The organism is Orbaceae bacterium BiB (assembly GCA_036251205.1).
Lineage (GTDB): Bacteria > Pseudomonadota > Gammaproteobacteria > Enterobacterales > Orbaceae > Orbus > Orbus mooreae.
Map to the genome: position 1 here is coordinate 2250256 of CP133958.1, position 23636 is coordinate 2273891.

General features: G+C 36.8%; 24 protein-coding genes. 7 read left to right on the top strand and 17 right to left on the bottom strand.

Features of this window, described 5'->3' with window-relative positions:
• Positions 1-10: 10 nt before the first annotated feature.
• The 5 genes from dhaL to RHO11_10665 form a co-directional block, all read right to left on the bottom strand.
• Positions 11-589: a dihydroxyacetone kinase subunit DhaL gene (gene dhaL / locus RHO11_10645; GenBank protein WVD60936.1), complete on the bottom strand. Its 579-nt coding sequence runs from the start codon at positions 587-589 to the stop codon at positions 11-13.
• Positions 590-602: 13 nt separating this feature from the next.
• A complete protein-coding gene (gene dhaK, locus RHO11_10650) occupies positions 603-1592 on the bottom strand; it encodes a dihydroxyacetone kinase subunit DhaK (GenBank protein WVD60937.1) in 990 nt (329 codons plus the stop codon).
• 12 nt (positions 1593-1604) lie between these two features.
• Positions 1605-2747 (bottom strand): glycerol dehydrogenase, encoded by a 1143-nt coding sequence (locus RHO11_10655; protein WVD60938.1) that lies wholly within the window; start codon positions 2745-2747, stop codon positions 1605-1607.
• 365 nt (positions 2748-3112) lie between these two features.
• Positions 3113-3895 carry a DeoR/GlpR family DNA-binding transcription regulator gene (locus tag RHO11_10660; protein WVD60939.1) on the bottom strand — a complete coding sequence of 261 codons (783 nt, stop codon included), beginning with the start codon at positions 3893-3895 and terminating at the stop codon, positions 3113-3115.
• A gap of 21 nt (positions 3896-3916) precedes the next feature.
• Positions 3917-4816: a sugar kinase gene (locus tag RHO11_10665; protein ID WVD60940.1), complete on the bottom strand. Its 900-nt coding sequence runs from the start codon at positions 4814-4816 to the stop codon at positions 3917-3919.
• Positions 4817-4967: 151 nt separating this feature from the next.
• Between RHO11_10665 and yihU the strand changes: the two genes are divergently transcribed.
• From yihU to RHO11_10690, 5 genes are all read left to right on the top strand, one after another.
• Entirely contained in the window at positions 4968-5861 is an 894-nt protein-coding gene (yihU, locus tag RHO11_10670) for a sulfolactaldehyde 3-reductase (GenBank protein ID WVD60941.1), read from the top strand.
• A 9-nt stretch (positions 5862-5870) separates the two neighbouring features.
• Entirely contained in the window at positions 5871-6746 is an 876-nt protein-coding gene (locus RHO11_10675; GenBank protein ID WVD60942.1) for a hypothetical protein, read from the top strand.
• 168 nt (positions 6747-6914) lie between these two features.
• Positions 6915-8930, top strand: coding sequence for an alpha-glucosidase (locus RHO11_10680; protein ID WVD60943.1), 2016 nt, complete (start codon positions 6915-6917; stop codon positions 8928-8930).
• Between the two features lie 100 nt (positions 8931-9030).
• On the top strand, positions 9031-10071 hold the full coding sequence (locus tag RHO11_10685; protein ID WVD60944.1) for an IS6 family transposase: 1041 nt from the start codon (positions 9031-9033) through the stop codon (positions 10069-10071).
• A 95-nt stretch (positions 10072-10166) separates the two neighbouring features.
• Positions 10167-10589 (top strand): DDE-type integrase/transposase/recombinase, encoded by a 423-nt coding sequence (locus RHO11_10690; protein WVD62891.1) that lies wholly within the window; start codon positions 10167-10169, stop codon positions 10587-10589.
• Between the two features lie 201 nt (positions 10590-10790).
• Here the strand turns inward: RHO11_10690 and cdiI are convergent, their stop codons facing one another.
• From cdiI to RHO11_10710, 4 genes are all read right to left on the bottom strand, one after another.
• On the bottom strand, positions 10791-11141 hold the full coding sequence (cdiI, locus tag RHO11_10695) for a ribonuclease toxin immunity protein CdiI (protein WVD60945.1): 351 nt from the start codon (positions 11139-11141) through the stop codon (positions 10791-10793).
• The gene (locus RHO11_10700) at positions 11141-12946 is read right to left on the bottom strand and encodes a CdiA family toxin C-terminal domain-containing protein (protein WVD60946.1); all 1806 of its coding nucleotides are present in this window, start codon (positions 12944-12946) and stop codon (positions 11141-11143) included. The genes cdiI and RHO11_10700 overlap by 1 nt, the downstream gene beginning before the upstream one ends.
• 209 nt (positions 12947-13155) lie before the next feature.
• Complete coding sequence (locus tag RHO11_10705; protein ID WVD60947.1) at positions 13156-13791, bottom strand: inovirus-type Gp2 protein; 636 nt, start codon at positions 13789-13791, stop codon at positions 13156-13158.
• 868 nt (positions 13792-14659) lie between these two features.
• Positions 14660-15301 (bottom strand): antirestriction protein ArdA, encoded by a 642-nt coding sequence (locus RHO11_10710; GenBank protein ID WVD60948.1) that lies wholly within the window; start codon positions 15299-15301, stop codon positions 14660-14662.
• Between the two features lie 161 nt (positions 15302-15462).
• Here RHO11_10710 and RHO11_10715 point away from each other — a divergent pair, with 161 nt between their 5' ends.
• Positions 15463-16677 carry a hypothetical protein gene (locus RHO11_10715; GenBank protein ID WVD60949.1) on the top strand — a complete coding sequence of 405 codons (1215 nt, stop codon included), beginning with the start codon at positions 15463-15465 and terminating at the stop codon, positions 16675-16677.
• Positions 16655-17773 carry a hypothetical protein gene (locus tag RHO11_10720; GenBank protein WVD60950.1) on the top strand — a complete coding sequence of 373 codons (1119 nt, stop codon included), beginning with the start codon at positions 16655-16657 and terminating at the stop codon, positions 17771-17773. Before RHO11_10715 ends, RHO11_10720 begins: the two co-directional genes overlap by 23 nt.
• A 31-nt stretch (positions 17774-17804) precedes the next feature.
• Here RHO11_10720 and RHO11_10725 read toward each other — a convergent pair whose 3' ends face one another.
• From RHO11_10725 to RHO11_10760, 8 genes are all read right to left on the bottom strand, one after another.
• A complete protein-coding gene (locus RHO11_10725) occupies positions 17805-19037 on the bottom strand; it encodes a tyrosine-type recombinase/integrase (protein WVD60951.1) in 1233 nt (410 codons plus the stop codon).
• A gap of 81 nt (positions 19038-19118) precedes the next feature.
• Positions 19119-19367, bottom strand: a complete 249-nt coding sequence (locus RHO11_10730; protein WVD60952.1) for an AlpA family phage regulatory protein — start codon at positions 19365-19367, stop codon at positions 19119-19121.
• Positions 19368-19476: 109 nt separating this feature from the next.
• Complete coding sequence (locus RHO11_10735) at positions 19477-19878, bottom strand: hypothetical protein (protein ID WVD60953.1); 402 nt, start codon at positions 19876-19878, stop codon at positions 19477-19479.
• A gap of 28 nt (positions 19879-19906) precedes the next feature.
• Entirely contained in the window at positions 19907-20125 is a 219-nt protein-coding gene (locus RHO11_10740; GenBank protein WVD60954.1) for a hypothetical protein, read from the bottom strand.
• Between the two features lie 43 nt (positions 20126-20168).
• A complete protein-coding gene (locus RHO11_10745) occupies positions 20169-21077 on the bottom strand; it encodes an HTH domain-containing protein (protein ID WVD60955.1) in 909 nt (302 codons plus the stop codon).
• A 167-nt stretch (positions 21078-21244) separates the two neighbouring features.
• Complete coding sequence (locus RHO11_10750) at positions 21245-21994, bottom strand: DUF3944 domain-containing protein (protein WVD60956.1); 750 nt, start codon at positions 21992-21994, stop codon at positions 21245-21247.
• Positions 21995-22385: 391 nt separating this feature from the next.
• Positions 22386-23063 carry a hypothetical protein gene (locus RHO11_10755; protein WVD60957.1) on the bottom strand — a complete coding sequence of 226 codons (678 nt, stop codon included), beginning with the start codon at positions 23061-23063 and terminating at the stop codon, positions 22386-22388.
• 99 nt (positions 23064-23162) lie between these two features.
• Positions 23163-23600: a hypothetical protein gene (locus tag RHO11_10760; GenBank protein WVD60958.1), complete on the bottom strand. Its 438-nt coding sequence runs from the start codon at positions 23598-23600 to the stop codon at positions 23163-23165.
• Positions 23601-23636 lie beyond the last annotated feature (36 nt).

The following is a 23636-nucleotide window of genomic DNA, read 5'->3' on the forward strand; positions in this document are numbered from 1 at the left end:
ATTCCTTTAATTATTTAAGATTATTGAGCATTGCAGTGAATAAGTAACCGCTAGAGACCGAGCCCGGATCTAAATGTCCTATTGAGCGCTTAGCAACATATGAAGCACGGCCTTTTGTCGCAATGAGTGGTTTAGTTGACTTAACCGCAGTATCAATAACTTGCTGCGTTAAGTGATTGGCAAGTAAGCTCTCACTAACAGGTTGCCAAACATCAATCATCGTTTTTTCACCCGTCTGTGCTTTTCCCCTTTTTGCAATTCCATTCAAACCTGCTTGAATAATTGTACCCAAATCACTGGTTTCTTTAGCTGATTTAGCCATTTCCATAAAAGCACTGCCATATAAAGGGCCTGATGCACCGCCAATATTGCCCATTAATGTCATTGCAGTTGCTTTAAAAATATCAGATGGTGATTCAAATGAAGATTTAGCAAATTGCTCCTGCATGGCTTTAACGCCACGACTCATATTGTTGCCGTGGTCGCCATCCCCAATTGGCGTATCAAGATCGCTTAAATAGGCTTTGTTTTGTTCAATTAATGAGGCAAACTCATTTAACCAATTTAATACTTTTGTTGTATCTAGCATGTTGTTTTCCTTTCTACCAAGCAACTGTCATAACAGGAGAATTCAGTTTTTCAAGCCAAGCTTGATCTTCAATTTTCATTAATGTTAAAGAGACACCCGCCATATCAATCGCCGTCATGTAATTGCCGACTTTAGTAAAGACAATATTTAGCTTTTCTGACTTAAGTTGCTTTAATACATCATTAGCAAAAACATATTGCTCCATTAATGGTGTTGCACCCAGTCCATTAATTAAAACGGCATATTGGTCATTTTCTTTAAATGGAAATGCTGGTTTCAATTTACTTATCAGCTCATTAACTAATTGCTTAGATGGTTGTAACTTTTCTCGGCGGTAACCAGGCTCGCCATGAATACCAACACCATACTCAATTTCATCATCAGCAAGAACAAATCCTGGTTTACCGACTTCTGGAACCGTAGCGCCAGAGAACGCCACACCAATTGTTTTAATATTTGAAATGGTTTTATCAGACAGTTGTTTGATTTCTTCAAGGGTTGCGCCATTTTCACTGGCTGCACCCAAAATCTTGTGAACTAAAATAGTCCCTGCAACGCCTCTTTTACCTTGTGTATAGGTGCTGTTTTCAACAGCGATATCATCATCAACAATACAGCTATCAACATTAATACCTTCCATCTCAGCCATATCTTTGGCCATTTCAAAATTCATAATGTCGCCAGAGTAATTTTTGATTACAAGAAAAACACCTTTTCCTGTATCAGCAGCTTTAATGGCTTCGAAGATTTGATCTGGTGTTGGCGAAGTAAAGACTTGCCCACAAACAGCTGCCGTTAACATACCTTGCCCAACAAAACCAGCGTGAGCAGGTTCATGCCCACTGCCACCACCACTAATAATGCCCACTTTATTTTCAGGTAAGTTTTTACGAATCACAATTAACGAACTATCTAAACGATTAAGTAACTCGGGGTAGCTATTGACCAGCCCATCGACCATTTCGACAACGATATCAGATGGGTTATTGATTAATTTTTTCATCTCATTCGTTCCTTATCGTGTAAAATTGCGTGTTTCTTTGTAATTTTTACCCAGACTATCCGCCAATAATATCGCTGCTTTTATGCTTTCTAAAGTGATAGGGAACGGCATTGCGTGAATTGATTCTTCTGGAATCATGGTTTTTTCAGCAACCTGCGTTATCTGTTTATCTGTAATGGTTTTAACGCCAATATCTTCAAGGCAAACTGGCAGATTAACCGATAAACAAAAATCTAATACTTCTTTGAGTTCATCATCTGGTGCGTTTTCTAAGATGAGTTGAACAAGTGTTCCAAAAGCAACTTTTTCACCATGGTAATAGTTGTGCGTTTCATCAAGAATCGTTAAGCCATCATGGATCGCATGGGCACCAGCAAGCCCACCACTTTCAAAACCGAGCCCTGACAGTAAAATATTTGCTTCAATCACATTTTCAAGCGCAGGTGTGACGGCTTTGTTTATGCAAGAAACTTTCGCTTTTTGACCGTCTTTTAATAATGTTTGATAGCAAAGTGTTGCTAGTGAATAAGCGGCCAAAGTTGGTTTTGCACCAGCACATAAATTTTCACGGGCACCACAAGGTAATCCTGCATTCACATTTGAATATGACTGTTGATTGGCTCTCGCTTCAAAATAAGTTGAAAGCGCATCCCCCATTCCAGCAACTAAAAATCGAACAGGTGCCTCAGCAATGATTTTCGTATCAATTAGTACCACATTCGGACTTTGTTTGAAGTACGCATAGTCATCGAACGCGCCGTCTTCGGTGTACAAAACAGCGGAATGACTCGTCGGGGCATCAGTTGCAGCGATTGTTGGCACAATAATTATTGCATTACCTGCTGCTACACATTTCGCAGTGTCGATTGCTTTACCTCCACCTAAACCAATAATGCAATCGCACTGTTCTTTCTTTGCTAAATTTTTTAAACGCTCAACTTCGATGCGTGAACATTCACCATGAAACCCAGCAGTAACAAATGAACAATCATATTTAGCTGCAGTTTGGTTTAGTTGCTGAGTAACACGTTCGATGTCGAATTGATTACCAATCAATAATGCTTTTTTTCCAAAACTTTTAACAAAGTAACCTAAGTTTAATAACTCATTTTCGCCTTGTACATATTTAGACGGTGATATAAAAGCCTTTCTCATAATTTTCCCTCAATCTTTAACGAACTGTATCGGACAAATAAAATCATTTATTTGTTATATTAATGACAAAAACGAAAATAAACGCAACCAAATAATGATAAATTTGTGATTTGGCGCAAACTTTATGCCAAAAAAACGTTAAATTTTTCAAATAGGATGAAAACAGAAATAAGAATAATAGAAAATAAAGAGAGGAATGAGGTGTTTTATAGTGAAACTTCACGCGCAAATCAATTCTTAATTCACCTAAAAATAGGTTGCAAATAAAGTAGATTCTGAACTAAGGGAATAGAATAAGGTAATACTCAAAGCCATGTCAATCATGGCTTTAAGCTTGATTCAAGAGTGATAACAAAAGAAAAGGTTTATTTTTTAGCGATTCTAAGCTCAACTTTATTTTCTTTGAGAATATTCATCATGCTAGCGGGTGGCTTGCTATCTGTAATCAAAGTTGAAACCTGCTTCAAATTACCGATTTCAACTGCTGCTGATGCATGAAATTTCGTATGATCGCCAATTAAGATAAAATTCCGAGAGTGCTCAATCATCGCTTTAACAACCGCCACCTCATTGATATCAAAATCAAGAAGCGTCCCATCCTCATCGATCGCACCAAGGCTTGTAATCAGATAGTCAGCACGAAAACCTCTCACCAAAGAGAGTGCACTAGGCCCAACAATACCGCCATTATGTGAACGCAAAATTCCCCCAACAGTAATAATCTCAAAGCCTTTATGCTGATAAAGTATATTGGCAACGCGTATACTGTTAGTTATGATTCTCAAATTATTTTTATTCTTTAACGCCTTAGCAACAAACTCTACAGTTGTCCCAATAGTGATAAAGATGGTTGCACCATCAGGAATAAAACTGGCAACTTCATTTGCGATTGCGTTCTTTTCTTCCATGTAGGAAGTTTCTCGTTTAGAGAACTCTGTATTGATAAGGCTTGATATTCGCCCAGCGCCTCCGTGATGACGAGAGATTAGCCCTGCATCACTTAATTGACGGATATCACGCCGAATAGTTTGTGGTGTCACATCAAGAGTTTGAGCGAGCTCTTCATTACTAATATACCCATTAGACATAACAAGAGAGATCAACTTATCATGTCTTGGATTCCCTGTTAATTCAACATATTTCACCACAAACTGCTCCTTGGTTTACATTTATCTTTGATACGAATTTAAAAAATTATTCACTTGTTCAATTGTTGGTATGCCAGCTCGCCCACCTGCTTTAGTGCATTTTAAGGCAGCAACCGCACAGGCGAATTCTACTACTTTATCGGTTGAATATCCATTAGCCAGCGCAAAAGCAAATGCACCATGGAATACGTCACCAGCACCCGTTGTGTCAACCACATCAACTTTAAAGCCTTTATCCCAGTGCTTTTCGCCGCCCTCTAGCCATAAACAGCCTTTATCACCCAAAGTCACATAAACTTTGCCATCAGTTGATAAACTGCCTTTCTTGAGTGCTGATTCAACTTCATTTAAAGCGGTCATTTTAAATAATCCGGGTTCAGAAAACGCAGCGTGCGTTGATAATGCAACCAAAGCGGTAATATCTTGCGGAGTAATGTCTGCATCTAATATAGTTGGAATCCCAAGCTCCTGGCCCTTTTTAAAGCAGTATTCAGTGCCTTGTGGCCAGCGAACATCAGCCAGAATGGCGTCATAACCAGAAAAATCCACGCCTTCAAGCCAATCGGTGTCATATAATAAATCAGGGCTTGGATAATTGATAATTAAGCGTTCTCCCTGTTTATCAACCAAAATCGCAGATTGTGATGATCTTGCATTAGGGTATACTTTAACCAGTGAAGTATTTACCCCGTAGCTATTGAGCTCTGATACTATCACTTTTCCAGCACCATCGTCACCAACGCGCCCAATGAAATCAACCTTTGCACCCAACTTAGCTATGGCAACAGCAGCTGTTGCCGCAGGGCCTCCACCAATTTCTTTATAGTCGGTTGCAACAAATTTACCATTCACTTTAGGCATTTCATCTACATAATAAATGCGATCTTGTACCGCAATTCCCACACATGCAATTTTTATCATAATACTCACCAAGATTCCTTTATGTTCGAAAAAGTTTAGGTTATTCTAATTTAAATTAAATTTAAAAAAAGTGATCCAAATCACTTTACTTAATAAAAATTACAAATATGATAATAAAGGAATTTAAACGAAAATAATTGAGGTGATAAAAATGGCAAATATTGCTTTTATTGGACTGGGTCAAATGGGTAGTCCCATGGCTAAAAACCTGATTAAGAAAGGCAACAAGTTAACAGTATATGATATTAATAGTGAAGCTGTAAAAGAATTAGTTGCAGCAGGAGCTACCGCGGCAAGCTCTCCTGCCCAGGCTACGCAAGGTAATGAGTTTATCATCACCATGTTACCCAATGGTAAATTAGTTGAACAAGTTATTTTCGCTGAAAATGGAATTACAGAAACAATCAGTAAAGATGCTTTACTCATCGATATGTCAACAATTCATCCTTTAGAAAGTGATGCGATCCGAAATCGCCTTGCAACAATGAATATCGAATTTATGGACTCTCCTGTCGGGCGTACATCAAACAATGCAGTTGATGGCACTTTGTTGATTTTGGCTGGTGGCACTCAGCAACAAATAGATAGAGCTTCTGAGATATTACTTTGCATGGGATCTGAAATTATTAATACCGGTGGACCAGGTAGAGGGATCCGAGTAAAACTCATCAATAACTTTATGAGTATTTCACTTAATGCGTTATCCGCTGAAGCTGCAACTCTTTGCGATGCGTTAGAACTACCATTCGATATCGCAATGAAAGTAATGAGTGGTACACCTGCAAGCAAAGGGCACTTTACTACAACATGGCCAAATAAAGTGTTAAAAGGTGACTTAAGCCCCGCATTTATGATTGATCTTGCTCACAAAGATCTGGGTATTGCTCTCGATGTTGCAAATCAACTACACGTTCCACTTCCATTAGGTGCTGCATCACGAGAAGTTTATAGCCAAGCTCGAGCAATGGGCCGAGGCAAACAAGACTGGACTGCAATTTTAGAACATTGCCGTGCTTGCTCAGGATTAAAAAACAAAAAATCTTAGGAGAAACAAATGACTAAATATACAGTAAAAGATATCGCTAGAAAATCAGGTGGATTTGCTATGCTAGCTGTCGATCAGCGCGAAGCAATGCGTTTAATGTTTGCTGCGGCTGGTTTGCCAAAACCGGTAAAAGATCAAGTATTAACAGACTTTAAAGTCAATACGGCAAAAATTCTGACTCCATTTGCTTCAGCTGTTTTAGTTGATCAGCAATTTTGTTATGACGAAATCATCAAGCAAAAAGCAGTTGATAAAAGCTGTGCGCTAATTGTTGCAGCCGATGAATTTATTCCAGGTAATGGTATCCCTGTTGATAGCGTTCGCATTGATAGAAATGTAAATGCAGCTCAAGTTAAAAAAGAAGGCGCCAAAGCATTAAAATTATTGGTTCTTTGGCGTCAAGATGAAGAGCCTGCTGAGCGTTTAGAAATGGTTCGTGACTTTAATAAAATTTGTCATGATGCAGGCCTTGTCAGTATTATTGAGCCAGTTGTTCGTCCGCCAAGAGTTGGTGATAAATTTGATCGCGAACAAGCCATAATTGATGCAGCTAAAGAACTTGGTGATTCAGGTGCGGACCTTTATAAAGTTGAAATGCCACTGTTTGGTAAAGGCGATGCAAAAGAGCTCTTAAAAGCATCACAAAAATTAAATGAACAAATTAATATGCCATGGGTGATTTTATCTTCAGGAATTGACGCGAATTTATTTGCAAGATCGGTTCGTGTTGCAATGAGTGCTGGTGCATCTGGATTCTTAGCTGGCCGTGCAGTTTGGTCTTCTGTTATTGGATTACCCGATACTGAGCTAATGCTCAAAGATATTTCAGCACCAAGATTACAACATCTAGCAAGTATTGTTGATGAAATGATGGCAACAAGATAAAACAAATCATCAAGAATTAAGCCAGTGAATAACATACCCTACAATACACTGGCTTAACTCAAACAATATTTAAAATGTATGATCTGGATACGAGGATTAATTATATCGTTTACGTGCATTGACACAGAGCCCATTGACCCAGTTATTTAAGTTATAGAGGAAGTCATCATGAAATTGAATAGTATCAGTAATGGATTTGAAATAACTAAAAACGGACAGCCACTCTTAGTCCATACGAACAACGAGCCTGCAGTATTTGTTGGTATCGGCCAAGAAAAAATGGAAATTTATCGTGGTAACTTTGATATAGAAGATTATGTTGAAGAAAGAATTCCTCTTCGTTTTGCTAAAGTCAATAACAACACTATTGAATTATCTAGTGAGCAAAATGGCCCTGTACAGATCGAAATAAAAATCACTCATACCAATGATTCAGATTGCAAGTTATCAATTCACAGTAAAAACAGCAAACTCAACCGTTTTTGGATTCGCTTAGCCGCCACTAAAAATGAGCAAACATGGGGATGTGGTGAGCAGATGTCTTATCTGAACATGCGAGGACGACACTTCCCGCTTTGGACGTCAGAACCCGGTGTTGGGCGAGATAAAACGACTGAAATCACCTTTTTATCTGACAAACATAATAAAGCAGGTGGCGATTATTATCACACCAACTATCCGCAACCAACGTATATTTCATCAAGGCATTATGCGTGTCATATCAACACAACCGCTTACGCTGATTTTGATTTTAGAAATGACAATTTTCATGAGTTGCAAGTTTGGGAAATTCCAGAATCAATCGAACTTTACAACGCTCCAACCTATTTAGATATCGTTGAAAAACTCAGTTTACGCTTTGGTCGTCAACCTAAATTACCAGAATGGGTCTATAACGGAATTATTTTAGGCTTAAAAGGTGGTGGTGAAAATACATTCTCAAGAATGGATAATGCCCTTAAAAAAGGTGTGCCGGTCTCAGCTGTTTGGAGTGAAGACTGGGTAGGACTACGAGTCACCTCTTTTGGTAAACGCCTATTCTGGGACTGGAAATGGAGCGAAAAACGCTACCCGAATTTAGATAAAAAAATTAAAGAATTAAAAGATAATAATATTCGCTTTATGAGCTACCTGAATCCTTATCTTTGTAATGATGGTGAATTATTCCCAATTGCAAAAGAAAAAGGTTATTTTGCGCTAGATAAAGACGGCAATGTGGCCTTAGTTGATTTTGGTGAGTTCTACTGTGGCGTTGTTGATTTTACCAATCCAAAAGCTTGTGAATGGTATAAAGATGTTATTATTAAACAAAACTGTTTAGACCTTGGTATTTCTGGCTGGATGGCTGATTTTGGTGAGTACTTGCCAACTGACAACATCTACTTATCAAATGGTGTTGATGCAAAACTAATGCATAATGCTTGGCCAACGCTATGGGCAAAAGTGAATGCGGAAGCCATCGCTGAAGCAGGTAAAACCGATGATGTGACGTTCTTTATGCGAGCGGGTTATACTGGTGTTCAAAAGTACTGCCCGTTACTTTGGGCCGGCGATCAGTCTGTTGATTTCTCACGTCATGATGGATTAAATACCGTAATCTGTGCTGCGCTATCTTCTGGCTTAATGGGTAATGCTTACCATCATAGTGATATCGGTGGTTATACCAGTTTATTTAACAACCGACGAACCAAAGAGCTATTTGAACGCTGGACTGACATGGCTGCATTTACACCTGTTATGCGAACCCATGAATGTAATCGCCCAGATGAAAACTTCCAGTTTGACCAAGATCCAGGAACTATCGCACATTTAGCTAAAATGACTAATATCTACCGTCATTTAGTGCCTTATGTCAAAACATTAGTTGATGAGGCGAGCAGTAAAGGTTATCCATTACAACGTCCTCTGTTTGTCCATTTTGAGAATGATATCAATACTTATGATATTCAAGATCAGTATATGTATGGTAAAGACTTACTGGTTGCACCTGTTCATAAACAAGGTGTAACTGAGTGGCGAGTGTATTTACCTGCTGGTGAAACATGGATCAGTGTGTGGGATAAACAAGAAGTTCAGGGCGGTCAATTTGTGACTGTTCCAGCGCCAATTGGCAAGCCACCAGTATTCTACCGCAAAGCAAGTAAGTGGGCTGATTTGTTTGCTGGAATTGCTGATGTTCAATAGTTATTGAGCTAAATCAATCTAGAAAACAATAAAAAAGAGTGATTGGGTAGTCAATTCATCACTCTTTTTTTATCTATTTGGTCATTAAAAGGAACAAACTATGACAATAAACCCAGCACTCAACCTAAATATTCTCTTTATCAAACAAGGCTCGATTGAAGTCGGCTTACTACCAGAATTAGGAGGAAGTATTGCTTTTGCTAAATATAACAATATTGATTTCATGCGTCCTTGGACTGGCGAACTCACGCCAAGACGAACGTGTTGTTACCCTTTAGTGCCCTTTTCTAATCGCATTGCAAACGGTAAATTTAATTTTGATAACCAATCATATCAATTAAAGAAAAACTTTGGCGATCACCCCCACACAATTCACGGTGTTGCTTGGGAGGGCACTGTCAAGTTAACTATTTTTTGTATAATCATACAGATGAATACTAATAAAATCTATCAACGCCATCGTTATCCCGCATCTATTATTAGCCATTGTGTCTGGTTATATTATCGCTTTACATTAAGTTATCGAGATATTGAACTCATCATGATGAAAAAAGGGATATCTGTTACCTATGAATCCATTCGTTATTGGTGTATTAAGTTTGGTAAACTTTATGCTAAACGAATTAAAAAGACTAAATGCTATGGTGATCATGTTTATATGGATGAAGTCTTTTGTAAAATAAATGGAAAACGTGTTTATCTGTGGAGAGCCGTTGATCAAGATGGTCAAACGATCGATGTATTAGTTCAAGAAAAAAGAGACAGTAAAGCAGCTAAACGATTTATTAAAAAGATAAGGAAAAGTATTAAACAGCCTGCTTTAAAAGTCGTTACTGATAAACTAAAAAGTTATATTAAACCGATCAAAACTTTACTTTCAAGTACACCTCATCTTACTCAACAATATGCTAATAACAGAGCAGAAAACTCACACCAAGCAACAAGGCTTAGAGAGAAGAAAATGCGTAAATTTAAATCGTTAAAACAAGCACAATTATTCTTGTCGTGCTTTGGTAATATCTATGATCATTTTAATTGTGCAAGGCACTTATGCTCAGCTAAAACCTTTCGAATTTTAGCTGAACGTCGATTTAAAGAGTGGGGCGCTATTACCCAAATTACGCCTAAAATTCAAAAATAGGGATTAAATGTCAAATTAAGATTTGTGTGAAAAAGTTAATTTGACAATGCCGAATTTGAACATAATTTACTAAAAACTGCCTAAGAAGCTCTCCAATTTTTGTTGACCGTTACAATGTATTAGTTCAAGAAAAAAGAGACAGTAAAGCTGCTAAACGATTTATTAAAAAGATAAGGAAAAGTATTAAACAACCTGTTTTAAAAGTGGTTACTGATAAGCTAAAAAGTTATATTAAGCCTATCAAAACGTTACTTTTATCTACACCTCATATTACTCAACAATATGCTAATAACAGAGCAGAAAACTCACACCAAGCAACAAGGCTTAGAGAGAAGAAAATGCGTAAATTTAAATCGTTAAAACAAGCACAATTATTCTTGTCATGTTTTGGCAATATTTACGATCATTTTAATTGTGCTAGACATTTATGTTCAGCTAAAGCCTTTCGTATTTTAGCTGAACGTCGATTTAAAGAATGGGGCGCTATTACCCAAATTGCGCCTAAAATTCAAAAATAGGGATTAAATGTCAAATTAAGATTTGTGTGAAAAAGTTAATTTGACAGTACCTAAACCCATTAAAACGTTACTTTCCGATGTACCGCATGTAACAGTACTGCCATCATTAAAATTGAACGGGACAAGTTGATTATTGAACTTGCGATGCAGATCTAAAGATTTAAAAAATAAGATCCCCACTGATTAGGTGAAGAGTTAATTTTATAGAGGGATTTTTGCTAATAACTCATTTATCTCTTCTGTATCTTCAGGATGCAAGGATAGATATTTTTTGCAAGCTATCCGGATATATTTAAAACCAATTTGCTCTGATACTATAATTTCACCTCCCCAAACTCCAAACATAATTCCTTCAAAATGACATTCTGAGTCTTGATCATTCCAATCGGGAAAATTGCAATAAGTCTCATTAACACCACACCCTATTTTATTGATAAGGTAAGGTAACATCCATAAAAATTTATTCTGTAAATTCATTGAATTAAAAAAATCTTTAATTACCCATTCAGGATCGTTATCATAATCAATATGTTCAAAGAGATATTCATTCATTATTTTGTCACCGGAAAAAAATTTGTTACAGTTCCTGTTTTTGGATCTAAATACACTTGGAATTTCATTCCTCCTGCGCTTGCTGTATATTCTCTAGCGCCAGAAGCTATAGCCAACTTATATCCATTAGTGGCAGCTTGTTGTCCCAAATATAATATTTCTTGGTCTGATAGAATTGTAGGATCATAAATTGTTTTAGTAAATAGTTTTTCCTTATAACCGATAACATTGCCAGCCCGATCATAAGCAGGTATTTGATATTTAACTTCTGTAATACCCATAACTGAAGTAGGGGTTTCACTAATTATTTTTACTCCATTATTTTGTACAGCTTCATAAAAAGCATCAGCATTGTGCCCTCCTGATATAGCTGATTTTTGACTAAAACCCTCTACAGTTGCTAAATGTTTAGGCTGTTCGATATTGAAACTAATACCGTCAGCTGTTTTAATAGTGGATGTCTCTTTTCCTGCATTACTCTCAACTTTTACAACTATCTTATCAGCTTTCGATATATCAGAGGCAATCTCAGCATGTTCAGTCGATTCTACAGGTTTTATTGGTTTAATTTCAACTTGCTCAGCCTCAAGTTTATAAGTTCGCCGTGTTGGAATTCGGGTAATTAAGGTGCGGGTTAGTGTATTTTTAATAATCCGAAAGACGATGAATAAAGGCTCAAGTACTGTACCTAGTGCCAATCCTTCCAGACCATTTTTGAACCTTGCCTCAGCGTTGCTATCATCCGGATGAGTGGATAAATAGTCAAGCACAACCGATTTTAAACCGGCATCTTTTGATAATAAATCAGCTATCCGATGTTCCATCACTGGCGTTACGGTAGCATTGACTACGCCAAATGCAGCGATGCCACGGCTATATTGCCCGAATGTTGACACCGGTTTGATATAGCTAAACCCCGCTAAATCGAGTAAATAAAATCCAGTGATAAAGGCACTGGCCGAACGAATCAACTCACCGCCTTGTGTCTTAGCCGGCATCAATTTACTCCCACCTGATGAATTAGGCGAAAAATATTTTGATAGACCTAAAACCTGATACAGTTTTGCAATGGGCACCACGTCAGCCAGATGAAAATCATTCAGTGCATCCAGAGAGGAAGCCATCGCATCAACGCTACCCGCAAACATCTGACTATGATAGTCTAACAGTGTGTAATACCATGAACGGTATTCTTGGGTTTTAGAAAATGCTACATCCACCAGAAAAACTGTCTCTTCGGGGATTTCAACATAAGCATGGCCCAATGCATCAAGCTGACCTTGTGTAACTATTTCACCTGTTTTGCTATTGAATAAGGTAAATGGCTCATTAGCGACTCCAGTAACTTCAAACTCAATCCAATTAGTCGGGTCTTCCATGTGACTCACCAAGAACTGCTCATCGGTCAAATAGGTCATTTTTTCAGGAATAACCGTAGGCTGGACAGGCTCATAATCACTATGTGTCACGGTTTCACGCAATAAGACAATATGCTGGTTTTGTAATCCGTCAATCAGTACTTTACGCTGCTTAGGTAACGATTTGAGATAATGGCCAGCGCCATATTGATTAGCAAGCAAATCAAAAACTTTTGCTAATCCATGACAACTATCTGGAGACGCCAAGCACCGGTCAATAATCGGCTGATAATCATCTGCATCAAAGTAACTGACCCGTTTTAGCTGCTTCGCTTTGCGCAGTGAAATAGAGAATGTCTGATAGCGAAAATGATTTGGGGACTCAATCTCTCGGGTGATTTCAGTCCATTCCTTTTTGCTTATAAACCAGTATTTATTGTCATTCATGGATGATGAGTTATTATTTTTAGATGGATTAAGTCTATGAACTTTAAATAATAAAATCAAATTTATTTATGTAATTTAAGTTGGCTAAAACAATTTAATCAGTTTTATAGAAAAGGATAAAGCTGTTTGTTTAAATTAAGGATAAAAACATTTAACAATTTATCTATTATTGTTGCTTTTCTCTTGTTCTCAGCCTATATGTGATTGAGTCAATAGCTTTTACCCAATAACCTCCCACCACTTAATGCCCGAGCGATATCCTCATTATCATCAACCTTGGTTAAATAATTCATCATTTGATATAAATTAGCCTTATCATCAATGCGATGAATCACTTTTAAAGCGTTGTTATCACCGTAGCGACGGGTTTTATCACTACTACAATTAAAATAAACACCCAACCCCTTAGTAAGTTCAAGCCAAAGCGCTCCAAGCTTTTCAGCATAGTAATAGTCTTTTTGTACTTTATTGCCATTAAAGAATAAGACAAGGTGGTAATGTATGCCTTTGTCGTTGCCATATTCAATCTTCCAAACATACCCGACTAACTCTTTTAAAAACTCTCGTTTATTCCAACGTAAACGATTAAGTAGCTCATTCCAGTTATGCAAAATAACCTCTTGGGATAAATAAGCATGAGGTGGTAAGTCAGGATTTAATAAATAATTAAATTTATTATCGTTATAACTATTTTGATTATCAATAGTTATGCGTTCATTGGTTTTATAACCTAGGTCTACCCTAACGGGTAATAACTTGGCATGTTTATCGAAAAGCGCATCAACAAAATGAATAATGCTTACTTGATTTCGTAAGTTATAGGTATAGCGGTTTTGAGATGACATAATGACTCTCCATGGTTATTTGATAAGGGTGTCGTGTTACAGGGTTATGATGTCTATTCATTACAATAAAACTGAGTGTGCTAGGCTTAACGGATGCCAAGGATGATCACGGTGTTAGTTTGAAAATAAAACGGTATGATTGATTTAATGGTTTAATCACTTAACTGTTAGATTTAATCGCATGAATGAATAAGTTAATAGTCTAATGATTTGATAAGCCAACTCGTTACACTGTTAATGACAGTCTGTTATAGCTAGCGTATTTATAGGTTACATGATGAGTATGAATCATAAGACGATTATCTATAGAGTCGTAATAATATGAGTTAATCAGTTTATTATCGTTATGTTAATTATTAATTGTTAATTGTTAATTGTTAATTGTTAATTGTTTAATACTATTGTTATTGATGACGATGATTAAACTATAATGGTTGTAATGGATATGGTATTTAAGGTTGTAAGTTATTATCTTTAAGGATATTTAATTTATATTTGATTATAGATTAAAGATATTAATTATGCTGATTATGAATCATGTTAGTTAATAACTTAATTAACTTAGTCTTAATATTTAACTTAATATCTTAACTTAATAACTTAATAACTTAATAACTTAATATCTTAATTTTAATAACTTAATAATATTAATAACCTATTGATTATGCGTAATTTATAAAATAACTCAGCCCATGAATCACAATAGTTATAACCAATTATTTGATGTATTATTATGAGGTCAATGTTATGAGTCTTATTTCATAAGATAGGTGAAAAAAAATAAAAAAATAATAACATTGATTTATTGTTAATCAACAAAGTACAAATTAAGGATGCGCTCCCTTCTTTGTACTTTGTTAACCAACTGTTACTCGGATAATACGCGATATTCACAGGGGACTAATTTTCCATCATACTCCTCATGACCTCGGTCATCGGTTTGATAGATATAGCCGTTAGCCGTGAAAACGCCCCCTTGTTCAAGCGCAATATCCCGTCCCAGTTTGTCATAATCAAGATAGTTAGCTAAGTTTCCCAGCGTTGAAATATCATAACAGCCACTTTCCTCTATCCAATAATAACCGAGGTCATACTCATTATGGATATCGGATAAATACTGGTAGCAGTCAAGCTGACCAACAAGATTGATTAACGCTTTTAATGAGCTGATATCCCCCATTTCAACAATGGCTTGATAGTGCTCAAGTTCACTTGATGAGAGCGTCTCAAGTTGACAAGCAAGATAGTTTAACTCATCCAGGCTGGTATACTCCTCAATATATGCCGTTACTCTCTCTAGAGCCGATTCATAATCGGTTAAGAAGTATTCTTCGTACTTGACACCATCAACACCAATGCGTTTAAAGCACGCTTTAATTTCATCACGGGTGGTGGGAAGTGAAACCCATTCCCCCACCAGTTCACCTTCGTTATATTTACCCAGGTTGGTAATAAAAACAGACAGTAAGCCATTTTTTGGGCATGACAACGCCGCAGCAATAGCAGGCATAATAACTCCTTAAATAAGAAAATAAGAGGATTAGAAAAAACGGATTAGATAAAATGAAATTGAGTACTAATTCATTTATACATCAGCTGTGCAATAGATTGCCTTATGTTGTATTTTTTGATAGGCTCAGAATAAAATAAGTAATAAGTGGTCTTTTGAATATGTCAGGACTTGCGCATCGTTATAAACAGAAAAATGACTTTATTGCGATTTGCCGCCGAAAAAACTGTAATGAACCCATTTACATGAGCGAGAAGATTGCTAGTGAAAAAAGACTCTGTTTAAAGCACTATGATCTGTTCATTGAAAAACATTTCAAGTCAATTTCCCAGCCAAATAAAAACAATATATGTAAAATTTGTGGTGAAGAAATTGAGAATAAACGCAATAAATTATATTGTTCAGTTGAGTGTCGCCAACAAGCCTCTCGTAAAATTAAAACTAACTCAATTGAAAAACTCGTAAAATCCCTTGAGTGGCAAAAAGTAGAACGATTAATAAAAAGTAGCCCCCTTGGTTTAAATTCAATTAACCACAGTGAAAATCTTGATGATCTTTATCGATTATTCATCCTTTGTCATTTTGAAATTAAAAGTAAGCGGAATAACACTGGATTTACTTTTCAGCACATTATTCCTGTTCGCTTTGGGGGGCAAAATACATTGGATAATATTATTATTGTCCCCGCCTTTATTAAGCGCTCAATGAATTTATCGCTAGTTGGTGCATCTAATTTAATTAAAGGCAAAAAGTCCATTTATATTAAAAATAATATTGTTGACACTTGCCTTAATAATAAAAACCTTAAAGATAAAATGGTGAAATTAATTGAAAAGATTAATCTCACCTTTGATGTTAATACAGAGGAGAAATTAACAGAAAAAGAATACGATTCAATAAAAAACGAGTCATCTTTTATTAACTCTATTCGAGCGTTATTTTTATTTCGACTTAATACATATCTTCCTGATTCTTTACTAAACCATCTGAAAATACAGTTGTATTTAATAAAAAAAACTATCAACATTAAGCCATTTAACTATCTAATCAATTGGTTTGAAAAACTTGATACTAATCAGTTTGTGCGTGATATAGATAGAAAAGATATTTTTAATATTCTCCCTTTATTTTTTTATAGTGTAGTGCTCAACTATGATAAAAAAGATTCTATTTTATCAAGGAGGGAGAATATAAACTTACTCTTGTCTTTGATAGGAGATTGTCCAGAGCAATCTCAACTCAATCAGTTAAATCAAATTTTATTTCGTAACATCATTTTTTTGATTAAATTTAATTTCAAAAAAGATATCCCTGAAAATAAGCGCGCTAATTATAGTTTCATGAATAATTTATATGAAAGATATGTCAAAAAATAAAACGTTAAAATGCATAAGAAGCCATTGTGAAAATAAAATTTATATTCAAAGCAAACTAGCTAAACAGTTAGGGCTGTGTCTTCATCACTTCACGCTACATTCTGAACAATATTTTCATTGTGATTATTGCCATTTATTGTCAAAAAGGAAGAAAAGTACCATTAATAATTATTGCTCAAATAGATGCCGAAGACTTGACTATATACCTAAACAAAAATGGTTCAAAATACTTAATGCTGACATCAATCGAATTTCAACCAATATACAAGATGATAAAATCCGTAATAGTTTTTTTTATTCACTGACTACAACTTCATTAATTAAAGATATTCAATTTTTATATGAACTAAAAAACGGTCAACAAAATATCATGCGATTCGTTGAAAGATTGTTTAAAAAAAGTTTTGAAACAGTAGAATATGTTTCTGTTTTAGATGTGTCTATTTGTCACCATTCAACCATAACCATCGGGGCATTACATTTTATTGCCCCTACAAAAATCACAAACAAAATAGAGAAAAATAATTTTTTATTAGAAATGATTAAAGCTAATGGACAGGAATCATTAAGACTATTTAATTACCTTGATTCAATTTTTTCCATTCCATGTTCAAATAAAAACCTTGAAGATAAATCTGATGATTTAAATAAATTTGTTTTTTTCTTTTCAAAAGAAGAGCCTTACAATCACTATCCTATACTTAAGTTACTCGACTATTATCTTTATGGTTTAGTAGATGACAATGACTCAGATATATTAAAAAACGCCCAAATTAATCAATTATCAACCTGCATCGCTGAAATTAAACGCACTAATGATATTAATCCTCTTTATGTTGAGTTATTCTCTTTAATTCTCTTATATAGTCTTGTCTTTCGAGATGATAATGAAGTTATATTCATTGAATTATCTGAACTGTTAAATGATGTTGATAACAATAAACTTGAAACAAAAATTTCCATTTTTCTTCCTAAATGGTTTGATTTTAAACTGCCAAGCATAACGAATAATAAACGCGAGTATTATTTGAAATTTTACCAATCGTTATTTCTCGTTTATAAACAGAAAATGCCCAATATGAACGCAAGCACTTAAGATAATCCTAAGTGCTTGTTTATAATCTTCATCAATTTGATATGTAATCATAAGGGGCAACATATTCATCACGAATCTTATCAAGCCAATTTGCCCACCACTGCATCATTTTAATTCTCACGTTTAAATGCTCCGCTTTATGGATATAAGCGGCTCGTACGTGATTACGCTCCTGATGGCTCATCTGCCTTTCAATTGCGTCTTTAGACCATAAATTAGATTCAACTAAAGCGCTACAGGCCATTGACCGAAATCCATGTCCACACAGCTCCGTTTTGGTGTCATAACCCAGTGAACGTAATGCTTTATTAATGGTATTTTCACTGATGGGTTTGTAAGCACTATTGTCAGCCGTCAAAATTAAATCAAATGGTGACGTCATGGTCTTGAGCTCCATCAAAATAGCGATGACTTGCTGGCTCAGTGGCACAATATGTGGCGTTTTCATTTTCGACCCGCGCTCCGAATAGCGAACCCCTTTAATTGCCTCTCGAGTTGCGGGAATGGTCCAAATTTGATTATCAAAGTCAATTTCAGACCACCTTGCAAAGCGAAGTTCACTTGACAGCGTAAAGGTGAGCAGTTGCAATTTTAAAGTTAAGTAGGTTAATCGTTTGCCTTTATAGCTATCAATACGATTGAGTAATTCAGGGATATGAGAAAAATCCAATGTGGGATGATGGGTTGTTTTTTGTTTGGCAACAACGCCGCTTAAGTCCTGGGCTGGATTATAGTTTAAATAACCTTGTTGGATCGCGTAGCGCAGTATGGCTTTGATACGTTGCTGTAATCGTGTTGCCAGCTCTATTTTCCCAGTATTTTCAACCTGTTTAATTGGTATGAGCAAATCCTTAGTTGTGAGTGATAAGAGTTCCCTATTACCTAAAGTAGGCAAGAGATAACGCGTTAAACTTGAGATGATGCGCTTTTTATGTGGCTCACTCCATTTTCGTTGTGAGTTTACCCACTCCAAACTTACCTCGGAAAGGCGCCGTGTTTTATCTTCTGTCGCTCTATTTTTCGGATCGCCACCGGCCAATAAGACTTTTTTGGCTTCATCGCGTTTTTCGCGAGCATCGAGTAAATTGATGATAGGGTATTCACCGAGAGAGAGAAGTTGTTCCTTTTTGTTAAATTGATAACGATAATTCCATATTTTAGCGCCATTAGGATAAACGATAATCACTAAACCATGACCATCATTGAGCCGATATTTTGATTTTTTAGGTTTTGCTAATTTTATTTTAAGATCTGTGAGTTTCATTATTTTCACCTGATTAATAAAATTTAAATATAAAAAAAGCAGCCGAAGCTGCTTAATAAGGGGTTGAGTTGCGCTATTTAACTAACGCTGCGATTTATTTTGGATTTGCATTACAATCCAGTTTTCCACATCAACTAAACGCCAACGGGATGAGCGGCCGAGTTTAATGGGATGGGGGAATAAGCCTTGTTTTATTAAGGCGTAAAACCATTTGTCAGTCATGCCTGTTAGTACTTTGATGTATTTCATGTCGACTAACTGATAAGGATTAATGGTGTTATCGCATTGTTTTGCTTTTGCTTGAAGAGATGGGGTTGTTATTGTGTTCATCGGTGACCTTCTATTGAGTTAGGGATATTCCTCAATAGATAAGTCACCTTATTAAAAATTTACTCAAAACAGCCTTTGTTTTAAGCGGCGTCCAATAATTGGACCGGTATTATAGATTTGTGATAACCGGCATTTCCACTTGAAATTGTTTATGACTGTTATCTGCCCAATAAATCGTATACTCCAAATAGTGACTTTTAGCCGTCCCAAAATAGTTATACGAGACCCTTGCTCGGCAGCGATATTCTTGAGCATTGAGGTCTCTTGAGATTTCAGCCATGCTGGTAAATTGCTTATTTTTACCCATCCCCAAATCAATGTATTTAATGACCATTTTCTTCAGCGCATTCATCGTTGCGGCATTTGTGCAGTTCGGTGGCATCGATTCCAGCGCTATCGCCTCCTTCTCGGCTTGCTCTCTGGCGGCTTTTTCTTGTGCACTTTCGCCGCAGGCCGTTAATAGTAAGCTCAGGGTGAGTAGGCTGGTGCTCATTAACGTTATTTTTTTCATTTTGTTTTCCTTTTAAGATTAATCACTATCAATACGTTTTATTAATAATATGGCTAATCGCCCCGCCGACGAGGGTTGTCACGGCAAAGAGGGTGATGGCTTTGGTGCCTAAATGGGATGAGCCTGTTTTTTCACCATTCCCTATCTCATCATGAAGTAACTGACTGATTTTTTGTTGTGCGGCGTAAGCCGTTCCGACGGTGATAATAACGCCCGTCACACTACTGATTAATTTAAAGATATTCATGAAATTTATCTCCTTATTGATTGATGATATAAAATGAACGAGGCTAAGTGATGTTTAAATTAAATAATCGACTGAGCAGTGAATAATGTGGCAATGCATGAATAAAGGCTTCAGACTCAATAATATCGAGTAAGAGTGCATGGGTTTTAAAGGGCTTATTTAAGCCTTTGACATTGATTAACTCCTCATAACGACAGGCCCAAATTTTGCCTAAATGACTGCCGACTAAAAACCACTCTTGATTGACATAAACGAGCCGATAAGGGTGGAAGGGCTTATCGGCGGTGAGCGTGAACAAATCCCGCGCCTTTGAGGTTAACTTACGGGTGAGTTCCGTTGGTAATACCGACTGTGATGGGTCGAGCTTAAATAACAGGCACTCCCTTTTTAAAATTGCCTGGGTAATGAGTAAAAAGGCACTAAAGGGTTTAACACTTCTTTTGGGGGGATAGGTATAAACGATAAACGGGGAAGAATCTTGTTTGGTTAAAATGGCAGCCAGTTTATTATCCAGCACCGGAAATAATCTATCCACATAAGTCATTTTAGCAAAGCGCACCAGGTCACTGGTGGTTAGCCTCGCACCGTATTGCTGCTTGGATAGAAAATACCGCTTATCTTGACACTCAATATCGAGCATCGCAAGACGTTCATGTAAATCGCGGTAAATGGTGCGTTCACTGACGTTAAATTCACTGGCTAGGTCCGATAGTAATATTTTCTCGCCCATAAAAAGACGTATCATCATATCACTGAGCCGATAAGCCAGCGGGTCATGACAGTGTGAGGGTTTTGCTTTATTTTTTTCTGTTTCTGTTTCTGTTTCCGTTTCTGTTTCTGTTTCTGTTTTTATTTTTTGTCCTTTTTCTTTTATATCCTCCTGATTGTCATCATGATGACCGTGTTCATTTTGTTTAGGTTTATCTGGCTCAGTTTGCTTGACATTAGACATAAAAATTCCCTACGCTGACAGGTCGTGTCAGCGGTCTGATTAACGATAAAATAAAGTCTGATAGGTTGGCTTGAGGCTGAGATAAGCGCCGTTATTATGGCGCCCTTGCTATCTAAGCAAATGCCCCAGCTACTGTTACTGAATCATCAAGCGCATTGCTTCTTGCTTCATGACTCACCCTCAGGCTGATAAAGGTGGCGCTGACGAAGGTAACCAATAATAATGCAAGCCGGGATGGTGACCCGAAAAGCGGGACTGGCGATATCAGAGGCCAGCCAAGCCATATTGATAGCAAGACCAACGGGGCCTGATAAAAACTTCATGGATGTGGTTAATGCAATATATACCGACATGGGAGCCTTTAACCCAATCGAGCGAAGTAACATGGCAAGTGTTTTAGTTGCAAAGGTGTAGGCGGCAAAGCCCGATAATTTGATACTGGCTTGCAGTGTGGCTAATATCATTTGGGTTGATGGCACGGAGATACTCATGCCCATGTCACGGATAAAATCCATTTTCTCCTCATCACTCATTTTATTTAAGGTGAGTTCAACCATTTTCATCATGAGGTTCATTTCAATCATCTCGGTGGGGGACTTTTTATTAAAATTCACCTTTTGCCGTTTACACACGTCAATGAGTATTTCACGATATAACACGCCTTTCCCACGACGGGCGACGGTGGCAAGGGAGTTTGCGCCAAAGGTTTGCACTTCAGCGGCAATCGCTTGCCAGTACTGTTGATGGTCACCTTTAGGATGATGTAATACATAATCCATATGCTGCGTTAATGTCTCAGTGCGACGCGGCCTATTATCTTTCGGGTCATGGGTGAGTAGGGACACTAATAATGATAAATCATCATTATTACAGTATTGTAAAAAGTCCAAATCCTCATCTTCACGGTAAACAGCCATCAATATTCTCCTTAATCGTTAAGTCATGTTTAAATTACGGTTACATTACGTTTAAATAACCACGTTAAGGAGAGTGTAAACAACGGCGATGACAGGTTATGTCAAAAAAAGGAGAAATATCGTTAAAAATGAAAATAATTTTACCGGTTACTTAAATACGCTAAATCGTCATAACAACCCTGATAAAAAAGAATAACATTTTGATTAAAAAGGATTAATGACTTATTTCACTGACTGTAAATTAAATGAATCAGGTAAACGAAAGACGCCCTTAAAATTAACAATTTGACACAACCTGTCAAAAAATAGCCTATCATTGCTAACTGAAAAATCATGCAATCCCAATTAAATCAGTCGATTAGGTTAATGGCGAGTAACAAGCCCTTTCGTTTTAACCCGCTTTTAAACGAGTTGGAGGCTGCGTCCATAAATTATCCTGACTCAATTGTTTATGAGCGCTGAGTCCTAATCGATAAGTCACCATGCCGTCCAAGGTTAAGGTTGAGATAAAACGTAAACAAGTTAACCACGGTTTATTGGTCGGTAGTAAGTCAACATCCCCCTTATTATACGATTGCTGTAAGCGCTGAATGAGTGACGTCTTAGTGTAAGGCAAATCCCATTCAACAATGGGTACGCGTTGCATTAATTGTAATAGCTGCTGACGCGTCTCTGCCTGGTGTAAATCTACGTGACACAATATCGCAATGGCCATTACGAATCGCAGTCTTAAGCCATAAAGCATCAGCTGCTTAGCTGATATGGTAGGGAGTTGCTTTTTTGCCATTTCACTTAACTTAAGCAGCGTAATACCACCTTGTATTACACTTGATGCCGTCATTGATTTCAGGGATTCACCACGAATGAGTGCGGTGATGGCATGACTGCAGGTATTGCCTACATAGCCATTCTTTTTACGTATTCGTGCTGATTTTCGGGTCACTTTGGCTAAATAATGATTTGCCAGTTGATGGGGAGCATGGCTACTGTTTTTTAATCCCAATAAATAGGGATAATACAGTGAGAATAATACTGACTCAGGTGCAATAAGATTTTGAGCTTGAAACATAATAACTCCTTAGTTAATACATAGTGAGAATATTCAGCTAATATTAACTATTTAGAGATTTTTATAATGTATTTCAAATAACGCCCTTCATCGAATGAATCACACCCCGCCAATGCTGCCGTAATGGACATTTTCCTTGATATGACCTTGGAGGAGGTGAGTAGAAAGCTCACTGGTAAGAACATCCATCACATTAGGCTCAACATCAAGCTCAATAAGAAGACCGACATTTTGCGTTAAATGTGACCATAATGATTCAATGGCCATCATCGCCAGTGCATCATGCTGTGAATCATCTAAATAAAAGATCGTCTGAATATACACGCCTTTATTGTCATCAAATGCTATTGCCCATATGGCACCTGACACATATTTTTTAGCCACTAATTTGGTGATGAGCTGATTAACTTTGTTTGCTGCGAGCAATATTGTTGCTTCGTTTTTATCATGGGAATTTAAATACAGGTTAACGCGTAAAGATGAATAAGCATGAAATTGTTGATGTTGATTTTGTAAAAAAGAAGTGATGGTTTGCATATGAATACCTCATAAAGTTAACGGTAATGTTTTCGT

Bases quoted from the DNA above. Each gene is read 5' to 3' on its own strand.
- dhaL (WVD60936.1), bottom strand. From the start codon at position 589: ATGCTAGATACAACAAAAGTATTAAATTGGTTAAATGAGTTTGCCTCA.
- RHO11_10685 (WVD60944.1), top strand. From the start codon at position 9,031: ATGACAATAAACCCAGCACTCAACCTAAATATTCTCTTTATCAAACAA.
- RHO11_10750 (WVD60956.1), bottom strand. From the start codon at position 21,994: ATGGCTGTTTACCGTGAAGATGAGGATTTGGACTTTTTACAATACTGT.
- RHO11_10680 (WVD60943.1), top strand. From the start codon at position 6,915: ATGAAATTGAATAGTATCAGTAATGGATTTGAAATAACTAAAAACGGA.
- RHO11_10725 (WVD60951.1), bottom strand. From the start codon at position 19,037: ATGAAACTCACAGATCTTAAAATAAAATTAGCAAAACCTAAAAAATCA.
- RHO11_10740 (WVD60954.1), bottom strand. From the start codon at position 20,125: ATGAATATCTTTAAATTAATCAGTAGTGTGACGGGCGTTATTATCACC.
- cdiI (WVD60945.1), bottom strand. From the start codon at position 11,141: ATGAATGAATATCTCTTTGAACATATTGATTATGATAACGATCCTGAA.
- dhaK (WVD60937.1), bottom strand. From the start codon at position 1,592: ATGAAAAAATTAATCAATAACCCATCTGATATCGTTGTCGAAATGGTC.
- RHO11_10705 (WVD60947.1), bottom strand. From the start codon at position 13,791: ATGTCATCTCAAAACCGCTATACCTATAACTTACGAAATCAAGTAAGC.
- RHO11_10655 (WVD60938.1), bottom strand. From the start codon at position 2,747: ATGAGAAAGGCTTTTATATCACCGTCTAAATATGTACAAGGCGAAAAT.
- RHO11_10745 (WVD60955.1), bottom strand. From the start codon at position 21,077: ATGTCTAATGTCAAGCAAACTGAGCCAGATAAACCTAAACAAAATGAA.
- RHO11_10715 (WVD60949.1), top strand. From the start codon at position 15,463: ATGTCAGGACTTGCGCATCGTTATAAACAGAAAAATGACTTTATTGCG.
- RHO11_10675 (WVD60942.1), top strand. From the start codon at position 5,871: ATGACTAAATATACAGTAAAAGATATCGCTAGAAAATCAGGTGGATTT.
- RHO11_10760 (WVD60958.1), bottom strand. From the start codon at position 23,600: ATGCAAACCATCACTTCTTTTTTACAAAATCAACATCAACAATTTCAT.
- RHO11_10665 (WVD60940.1), bottom strand. From the start codon at position 4,816: ATGATAAAAATTGCATGTGTGGGAATTGCGGTACAAGATCGCATTTAT.
- yihU (WVD60941.1), top strand. From the start codon at position 4,968: ATGGCAAATATTGCTTTTATTGGACTGGGTCAAATGGGTAGTCCCATG.
- RHO11_10755 (WVD60957.1), bottom strand. From the start codon at position 23,063: ATGTTTCAAGCTCAAAATCTTATTGCACCTGAGTCAGTATTATTCTCA.
- RHO11_10700 (WVD60946.1), bottom strand. From the start codon at position 12,946: ATGAATGACAATAAATACTGGTTTATAAGCAAAAAGGAATGGACTGAA.
- RHO11_10730 (WVD60952.1), bottom strand. From the start codon at position 19,367: ATGAACACAATAACAACCCCATCTCTTCAAGCAAAAGCAAAACAATGC.
- RHO11_10735 (WVD60953.1), bottom strand. From the start codon at position 19,878: ATGAAAAAAATAACGTTAATGAGCACCAGCCTACTCACCCTGAGCTTA.
- RHO11_10710 (WVD60948.1), bottom strand. From the start codon at position 15,301: ATGCCTGCTATTGCTGCGGCGTTGTCATGCCCAAAAAATGGCTTACTG.
- RHO11_10720 (WVD60950.1), top strand. From the start codon at position 16,655: ATGAAAGATATGTCAAAAAATAAAACGTTAAAATGCATAAGAAGCCAT.